Origin of the sequence: Leptolyngbya sp. FACHB-711, assembly GCF_014695615.1 — a bacterium.
Taxonomy (GTDB): Bacteria; Cyanobacteriota; Cyanobacteriia; order Elainellales; family Elainellaceae; genus Leptolyngbya_A.
On sequence record NZ_JACJOR010000074.1, the window covers coordinates 1 to 6710 of the forward strand.

The 6710-nt window shown below is 50.2% G+C and carries 5 protein-coding genes and 2 pseudogenes; 5 read left to right on the forward strand and 2 right to left on the reverse strand.

Annotated features, from left to right (window positions below; translation table 11 throughout):
* The 5 genes and pseudogenes from H6F80_RS01820 to H6F80_RS01840 form a co-directional block, all read left to right on the forward strand.
* Positions 1-348, forward strand: a pseudogene (locus H6F80_RS01820) (hypothetical protein); the annotation flags it as partial.
* A gap of 139 nt (positions 349-487) precedes the next feature.
* A complete protein-coding gene (locus tag H6F80_RS01825; RefSeq protein ID WP_518523500.1) occupies positions 488-1069 on the forward strand; it encodes a YdcF family protein in 582 nt (193 codons plus the stop codon).
* 340 nt (positions 1070-1409) lie between these two features.
* Complete coding sequence (locus H6F80_RS01830) at positions 1410-2165, forward strand: PTPA-CTERM sorting domain-containing protein (RefSeq protein WP_190789913.1); 756 nt, start codon at positions 1410-1412, stop codon at positions 2163-2165.
* A 163-nt stretch (positions 2166-2328) separates the two neighbouring features.
* On the forward strand, positions 2329-2937 hold the full coding sequence (locus tag H6F80_RS01835) for a putative colanic acid biosynthesis acetyltransferase (RefSeq protein WP_242067116.1): 609 nt from the start codon (positions 2329-2331) through the stop codon (positions 2935-2937).
* 269 nt (positions 2938-3206) lie between these two features.
* Positions 3207-5315, forward strand: coding sequence for a bluetail domain-containing putative surface protein (locus H6F80_RS01840; protein WP_190789914.1), 2109 nt, complete (start codon positions 3207-3209; stop codon positions 5313-5315).
* Between the two features lie 6 nt (positions 5316-5321).
* Here the strand turns inward: H6F80_RS01840 and ppk2 are convergent, their stop codons facing one another.
* Both ppk2 and H6F80_RS01850 read right to left on the reverse strand, forming a co-directional pair.
* Complete coding sequence (gene ppk2 / locus H6F80_RS01845; RefSeq protein WP_190789915.1) at positions 5322-6266, reverse strand: polyphosphate kinase 2; 945 nt, start codon at positions 6264-6266, stop codon at positions 5322-5324.
* Between the two features lie 254 nt (positions 6267-6520).
* Positions 6521-6710: pseudogene (locus tag H6F80_RS01850) on the reverse strand (MATE family efflux transporter); the annotation flags it as partial.

The following is a 6710-nucleotide window of genomic DNA, read 5'->3' on the forward strand; positions in this document are numbered from 1 at the left end:
CATGCGATCTGGAAGCTACGCCTGCCCATCTATCGTTTGCTAAAGCGCGGCGGACACGCGACGGCAGAGGAGCAATATTGGTGTCAGGCAACCGAAGTGCATCATTTACCGGGAGATGGGGTGACTGAAGCATTTTTTCGAGGCATCCTGGAACCATTGGGCTTTTCGGTGAACCTGTATCCTCATAACCTGAAAGTTGGTGCTGAAATTTTGCAGGGTGAACGAGGTAAGCAGGCTTGGAATATTGGCATGGCACAACGGCTGAGCGGTCGTAATCCCAATTTGACCGAGGGCGCATTAGTCATGATGTGTGTGGCACAACGATTACCCGAGCAATTGCCCCACTGAGGCAACTATTGAAGAAACGGCTTCGCATTGCAGACAGTTCGCTAAAACGTTTCCATCACATAAAATATGCAAGAAGATGGAGGATGACTTGTAGCGAATCGCTAGACCGTTGATTTTAAAAAAGGGTTGGTTCAAACTTGTGCGGTGGGCATCTATCAGCTTAGCGACGCTGCTGGCGATCGTGCTGCTCATGATTCCAGTCCGGCTAGCGGTTGCTGCTCACCAAGCTCCACGTCCTCAGGCGATTCTGACGCTGGGCGGAGATCCGAGTCGAGAAGCGGTGGCGGCTCAGCTTGCCCGCCATTACCCATCGCTAGATGTTTGGGTCTCAACAGGGGAAACTCGCCAGAAATCACAAGCCATTTTTCGAGCGGCGGGCATTCCAGACGATCGCCTTCACCTCGATTATCGAGCGATAGATACCGTAACTAATTTCACAACGCTGGTGTCAGATTTCGAGCAGCGTCAAATTCAGCATGTCTATGTCGTCACCTCGGATTTTCACATGCCCCGGGCAAAAGCGATCGCGACGATTGTGCTGGGCAGTCGAGGGATTACGTTTACTCCGGTGGTTGTACCGTCCGATCGAGCTAGAGAATCATCTGCACGCATCTGGCGAGATGTGGGGCGATCGCTTGTCTGGATTGTGACCGGAAGAACGGGCGCAACGCTACACGAGATTCAGGACAGAGTTCAGTCAAGAATGAGCCAGAATCAATAAATGTTAGTTTGTGAACGAGAGAATTCGTTCATCTCTATTAGTAGTTAAAGATTTACAAACTGGTATATTTACGGTGACTCGTGTAGTCTATAATACGGTTAGGTAATTTGCATTAATTGCTAAGAATTCAGGATAGCTTGAAATATTGTCAGCCCTGAAAATACTTGATGGGCAGGTTGCTCTACCGCAACTTCGGGTGCGCTCGCCACATTTAACCTGTCTTCGTGGCTCCAAACTTTTATCACGATATCTACACTGTTGAGTCTTCTCAGCAATCGTTGTTCTGGTTGCTCGAGCAGGATCATAGTGTTTGTTCTCTGTTGATCAATCCAAGAAAATCATGAAAAAACAATTTCTAACTGGTGCGCTTGCCCTTAGCGCAGTGACCGTTGGTTCTTTCGCGCTCTCACGCCCTGCCGAAGCCTTTGCCCTTTCGATTAGCCCTGTCTTTGGCAGCACAGAAAACACGGGTTCTACAGCCCTATTAGATTTCAACTTTTCTCAAAGCGGCTCTGACACTTTGCTGAATCTGGGCATCGCAAACACAACAAATGGTTCCGCTGGGCTTGGTGCAACTCAGTCAACGCTAGTTGGCATCGGCTTTGATTTACCCAGTATTGTTGCAGGAGGAACCTATAATCCCCTGGCAAGTGCATTTACTCAGCTCTACAACGACAACGCTTCCTTCATCACTCCCACCAATGGAGCAACAGATGAAGGAGCCGCCGATCTCTCTCCCTTTGGCTCCTTTAACGCGGGAATTCGCTCTGCTGGACCCGGTAATTTTGCTGGTGGCAATCCACAGCAAGGACTAACTGCGGGACAATCAACAACCGTTCGCTTCCTCTTCAGCTCAATCAACGCAATTACTCTTGAGCAAGCATTCCTTAGCGGTTTCCAGAATGGAAGCTTGAGATCCGTCGGACGCTTTCAGCAGGTTAATGCAGGGGGTGGGAGTGACAAAGTGTTAGGCGGAATTCCCACAACGCCCATTCCGACTCCTGCACTGCTCCCCGCTGCTTTGGGAATGAGTGCTGCCCTATTCCGCAAGAAAAAGCAAGAAGAAAAAGCAGCAAAAGCCACCCAAAAAATCTGATTGCCGCTACCCCCTGCGGCATTTCCCCTTCATTCAATTACTGATCCGAGATCGCATTCGTAAATTAGGAGTGCGATCGTTTTTTATTACTGATCCGTTTAGGAATGTACTGATTAATAGTTCATAGCTCATTAATTCTTTCTCCCTAAATTCATCCCTTGCTATGATGCAACTCGATCGCTACACAGTCGGTTCCTATACCCCCGGCGCACCGTATTGGAAACAGCTATTGTGGTATTTCATTGGTTCGCCCCTAGTGCAAAGCTACTGGTTACCAATGTCAGCGATCAAAGTTTGGATCTTGCGCAGGTTTGGAGCACAGATGGGTCAGGGCGTGCGAATCAAGCCGGGGGTACGAGTGAAGTTTCCGTGGCGGTTGTCGATCGGGGATTATGTGTGGCTGGGGGAAGATGCCTGGATTGATAACCTTGCACCCATTACGGTCGACAGTCATGTGTGTATTTCGCAGAGCGTTTATTTGTGTACGGGAAATCACGACTGGAGCCATCCCCAGTTTGAACTGAAAATTGCCCCGATTCATATCGCAGAATCAAGCTGGATTGCGGCGCGGGCGATCATTGGTCCAGGCGTAACGGTGGGGAAAGGAGCAGTGCTGGGGTTGGGCGGCGTAACCGGACGATCGCTGGAGGCAATGACCATCTATTCTGGTAATCCAGCTCAGCCAATCAAAGTGCGGAAAATGAAATCTGTTGCGGGATTAAAGAAGGTGCCTTCTGGGGAAAAAACTGCGATCGAAGTGCAGGAGGCTTGAGGTAAGCAGAAGCGACCAGCCATCACTGCGGTAAGCCAAGCCAGGTTAAGTGTAAATGCTTAGTGGTGGCACTGATTCCGCAACCTACTTTATCCCTAATTAAAACATTAATTGAACCATAGCCATGATTCGATTCGACTGATCTTGGGAAAGGTGAAGACAGGGCAGTTTGAAAGAGCAGCCCTACTCTAACTGCAACGATTTCAACTTCAGCTTGGAATTTGCAGAGACGGGATGTGTCTACCTCCTTTCCAAGTAAGAGGTACGTTATGGCAAAGTCTTCACCCACAGCAGCAATTCTTGTTACGACGACAGCCGATTCTGGAGCAGGTTCACTTCGATCGGCGATCGCCTCAGCCCAATCCGGAGCTACGATTCGCTTTGCGCCCAGCCTCAAGGGGCAGACGATCGCTCTTACCAGTGGACAGTTCGAAATCAAAAAAGATTTGACAATTGATGGCTCTGCTGCGCCCGGTGTAACGATTAGCGGCAACAATGCCAGTCGCGTTCTCAAAACAGGCGAACGAACCAGTGTTACGCTCAAGCACTTGATTCTGGCAAATGGACGGCTGACGGGTCGCGATGATGAAACCGGGGCAGGGGCAGGCATTAAAACCGGGATGGATAGCACCCTAAACATTATCCGATGCCAGATCAACCGCAACGTAGCTTCCTATGCAGGCGGCATCTGGACGGGCTATCGATCGACGACCCGAATTATCAATAGCCGCTTCAATGAAAATGATGGATCAGGAGCAATTGAAGAGCGGGGTGGCGGGGCAATTGCCACATCGAGCGGTGGGACGCTAACGATCCGGGGCAGCAGCTTTACCAATAATCGAGGCAGCAACGGTGGAGCAATCAACAATCTACTCACACAGCTACTCGTTGAAAACTGCACCTTTCGCAACAATGATTCGACTCCGGGGGGCGTGAAGGCGGGCACGATCGGCTATGGAGGAGCCATTTATGTAGACGGAGCTGATCCTGCTACAGCGCAAAATGTTCCGGGTGCACCCGGTCGTACGATTACAATTCGCAATAGCCGGATTGAGGGCAATCGTGGAGCAGCACAGGGTGGCGGGGTGATGCTGTGGCTCTACGGACAGGACAAGGCGATCGTTGAAAACTGTTCTATTCTTGGTAATTCCGTCAGTCGCGGAGCCGGGGGAGACTCACTTGGTGGCGGGCTGCGTCACGGTAACGGAGAACTCACTGTTCGGAATACAACGATCGCCAACAATACTGCGCTCGATCAAGGCGGCGGGATGTGGATTGGGGGAAAATCGCCTGTCACCGTAGTTAACAGCACAATTTCTGGAAATCGGGCAGACAATGGCAAAGCGCAGGGATTAGGTGGTGCGGTCAGCCTAGCAAACGATCGCGGCTATCCTGTCAATTTTACAAATGTGACGATCGCTAATAACTATGCAGGTTTTGGGGGCGGTGCTTTCTGGACAAACCAGACGGCAGTCACGCTGAGTAATGCGATCGTGGCGTACAACAGCACAAGCAATCCCTGGAAGATAAACTCACAAACGGGCTGGCAGCTTATCGACGGCGGCAATAATATCCAGTTTCCGGCTCCTGTCTCGCCCAATGACAAATTGATTACGGCAAATGCCCGTGTTGTTGACCCAAAACTGGCTCCCTTACAAGGGGGTAGTGGCGGTTTAAGTCCAGTTCAGATGCTTCTAAAGGGCAGTCCTGCAATCGAGGGGGCGACAGGAACAAACATTCCTGCGATCGATCAGCGAGGGATTGGACGCAGCGGTAAACCGGATATTGGTGCGGTGGAATGGGCAACAGGTCGTGTGCTCAAGCTGGCTGGTACGGATGCAAATGATTTTCTGATTGGCAGTTCCAGTCAAGATAGTTTGACGGGAGGGGCAGGCGATGATTTGCTGATGGGAAGTCGAGGGGGCGATCGGCTCACCGGCAACGCAGGCGCAGATTACTTTGTTTTTGCAGGTAGCAGCGAGGCACTGGTTTTCCGGCAATCAACTCTAAAAGCAACCGATCAGATCACGGACTGGAAAGTGAACGAGGGCGATCGAATCCTGATCGATCGAGATGATGACGGGGTGGGCGATGCGCCTGTTGCTGTCTTTTACGCAGGTCGGGTTGGCGGCAGTTCTCTTGCAAGTGGGGTGAGCACGGCTTATCGAGACAAAATTCCACAGCGGCGAGGTCAGCAAAAGCTGCAAGCCAATGAAGCGGTCTTTTTGCAGTGGCAAGGACGAACTTATCTGGCGGTAAACGATCGATCTTCTGGCTTTGCCCCAAATCGAGACTTGCTGCTGAATGTTACCGGAATACAAATCCTAAAAGCAGATATTCGGGCAGGAGTTTTGGCAACCGACAGCTACTTTGCCTGATCGCGACTAATAAACCTGCGGCACAAAAAACTGCTCGTTCAGGGGCAGACGCACATAGTTTTCTCCTGAGCGGCGGGGCGGCAATTCTAGCGCGGGGGGCGTAATGTCTTCGTAGGAAATTTTGCTCAAAATGTGGTGCATCAAGTTGAGGCGCGATCGTTTTTTGTCGTCGGCTTCCACGGTGAACCAGGGGGCTTCTGGAATGTTGGTATGGGCGAGCATGGCGTCTTTTGCTCTGGAATAGTCTTCCCAGCGATCGCGGGCTTCAATATCCATCGGGCTGAGCTTCCATCGCTTTGCCGGGTCTTTGACTCGTTCCTGAAAGCGACGTTCCTGTTCTTCGTCGCTCACCGAAAACCAGTATTTCAGCAAGATAATGCCAGAGCGGACTAGCATTTGCTCAAACTCTGGACAGGACTGCATAAATTCTTGATATTCTGCTTCGGTGCAAAAGCCCATCACGTGCTCGACTCCAGCACGGTTATACCAGCTTCGATCGAACAAAACAATTTCGCCCGCCGAGGGTAAATGGGCAACATAGCGTTGAAAGTACCATTTGGTTCGCTCTATGTCTGACGGTTTACCCAATGCAACGACCCGACAACCTCTCGGATTTAGACATTCAATGATTCGCTTGATTGCGCCTCCTTTGCCTGCTGCATCCCTACCCTCAAACAAAATCACCACTCTGAGTCCCTGATGCTTGACCCAATATTGAAGCTTCACTAGCTCTGTTTGTAGGCGAGTTAGCTCCTGCTCGTAAAATTGGCGCGAGAGTTTTTGCGATCGATGGTTGGATGAAATTTCTGTTCGATCAATCGACGGTTCGAGCAGGTGTTCTGCATTGCCTGTTCCGTTAGCTTGCGCGATCGTATCTTTTAATTCCTTCTTGTTTTTATTCTTTTTATGATCAGTCTGTTTTGTTTTCTTGCCCTCTTTCTTCGCTTTCACGGTTTATTTTCACCTCTACCCAATCACAAAATGTTTTTCGATCACTTTGTCATCACCAGAATATCTCCTTACTTACAAGCATGAGACCTAATTGGCTGAAAATCTTTATGTTGCAGAGTAGCCTCTGATGTAAGCAGTTGCTTATCGATAGCGGTTTGCAGGGCTGCGAGGACTTTAAACCACTCCAGAGAAAACAAGGATACTTGACAAGCCCATTTGAGAAACAGATTGGGTCAGTTAAAGGTTAGCAAACGCTAGCTTTCTAATCGCGTCGTTGCCGGAACCCGCACTGCCAATAATCCTGCTCGTATTGCCATAAAAAGAGCCATTGCCAGCCAGAGCAGCGTTGAACTTTGGGCATTCCAGGCAATGATTGCAACCGGGACAAATCCTAACAGGGTTGCGATCAAAGCGGTGTTGCGAAGGGTAGCGCCTGCGGTAAGT